This window comes from Actinacidiphila oryziradicis (assembly GCF_005047355.1).
Taxonomy (GTDB): domain Bacteria; phylum Actinomycetota; class Actinomycetes; order Streptomycetales; family Streptomycetaceae; genus Actinacidiphila; species Actinacidiphila oryziradicis.
In genome coordinates this window covers 1-1737 of the sequence record NZ_SUMC01000311.1, presented here as the reverse complement: position 1 = coordinate 1737, position 1737 = coordinate 1, and the positions used below count along the sequence as shown (strand labels likewise).

2 protein-coding genes and 1 pseudogene are annotated in these 1737 nt (G+C 67.3%); all 3 read left to right on the top strand.

The genetic code is table 11. The features are described from left to right. Positions 1-637: 637 nt before the first annotated feature. A complete protein-coding gene (locus FCI23_RS58045) occupies positions 638-802 on the top strand; it encodes a hypothetical protein (protein WP_169317499.1) in 165 nt (54 codons plus the stop codon). Next, positions 799-1005 (top strand): hypothetical protein, encoded by a 207-nt coding sequence (locus tag FCI23_RS55500; protein WP_136731737.1) that lies wholly within the window; start codon positions 799-801, stop codon positions 1003-1005. Before FCI23_RS58045 ends, FCI23_RS55500 begins: the two co-directional genes overlap by 4 nt. 309 nt (positions 1006-1314) lie before the next feature. Further along, positions 1315-1545: pseudogene (locus tag FCI23_RS55495) on the top strand (GTP-binding protein); the annotation flags it as partial. Positions 1546-1737 lie beyond the last annotated feature (192 nt).

The following is a 1737-nucleotide window of genomic DNA, read 5'->3' as shown; positions in this document are numbered from 1 at the left end:
GGGCTCTACCTGCGGATCCGGGGCCTGGTGGTCGTTGCTGCTGGCCACTTCGGGCACTCCTCCTTCTCCGCCCTCGACTGAATGAATCGGTCACTTTACCCGACTCATCACACTTTGACAGAGAGGGCCAGGCCCGGACCTCGACGCCGAAAATGGCCGCCGCTGTTGAGGGCTCGCCTTCGTCAAGTTCATCCACCGCGCGACCCCCTGCCCGACGTCACAGACCGCCGTGACGCGTCACACGGCTCCGTGACGCGTCAGCTCTGTCGAGCCTACCGTCGTTGCGCGACGCTGAGACCACTCTCAGTAACTCGGCCAACGAGACAGAACCCCCGCGACCGTTCGCGCGGCCCGGGGGCGTGGCCGAACGCCGCACCGGTTAAGGAGCGTTCGACATCAACCACGCTATCCGCCATCTCGCCGCCCGGGTCAGGGCGCTTCCCCGCTGGCGCGCGCCGAGACAGTGCGCCCACACGCGACTGACCGTCGCGGCAGAGCAACCCGCAGCCCGCCTGGCAGCACCACTGCCTCCGCCCACCCCTGCACCGTACGAACCGTACGAAGAGCTGGCGGACATCATCACCGCCATCGTCCGGCCGTACGTCCTCACATCCGAGGGGCCTGAGGGAGGCTCCCGATGAGCGAGGCACCGGAGCCGGAGCAGACGCCTGAGCTGGAGCAGGACCCAGAAACGGAACCGGACGAGGCGGCCCGCGAACAGGAACCCGCACAGCGCCCCGCTCTGAGCGCGCGGCTCCGGGAGATCAACCGCCGCAGCGTACAAAACGGGAGACTGAAGTGAGCACCAAGATCCCCGTGGGCTCCGTCGTCCGGGACCTGGCGACCGACCGCGTCGGGGTGCTCATGGCCATGGGCGACTACCTCGACACGTACCACCGCGACCGGCCCGCCGTACACCTGGCGTTTCTGCGCCCCGTCGGCGGCGGACGCGAGTGGACGACCCGTCTGGAGCAGGTGGCGCTGGAGCCGCGCCTGTCCCCCTGAAGAGCACACCGTGTCAGTTGGACTCACAGGTCCTGGCTGTGGCTGTGCCGGCCACCGCGGAAATGCGATGCTGTCCGTGCATCGTTGCTATACGCTCCGTGCGGGCGATCGCACCCGGTCATTTCGATCCATCCCGATGGGCCGGTGCGGTGCCCTCCTTCCGCCGCAGGCCGGACAGCCCGCATAGCGGGAGTCGGAATGGCGTCCTGGCAACAGTTCGAGAGTGCAAGAGCAGGGAGTACGAGATGCGGCATGACCTCGGAGCAGTCGAGTTGCTGTGCGCCCCCTTCCTGACTCCCGAGGACTGTTGTGCCCCACAAGACCCTGAATCTCGGCGTTCTCGCCCACATCGACGCCGGTAAGACCAGCCTCACCGAACGGCTGCTGTTCGACAACGGCGCCATTCCCGAACTCGGCAGCGTCGATGCCGGCAGCACCCGCACGGATACCGGCGAGCTGGAGCGTGAACGCGGTATCACCATCCGCTCGGCGGTCGCCGCGTTCAGCACGGGTGACCTGCAGGTCAATCTCGTCGACACCGTTGCTTCGAGTCTCAGCGACTCTCAGCATTCCGGGCGTTTCCGCCCGGAAGGTTCGTGACGGTATCACCAGAGCGCGAGTTGCTCGCGCATGGTGTCCTGTCGACGATCTCTCGTTTCCGTCCCCTGGCGGGGTGTTGCGCCAGCCGCCCGCGTGCCTGTCCCCTTGCGGGTTCGGGCGGTGCGGGTCTTC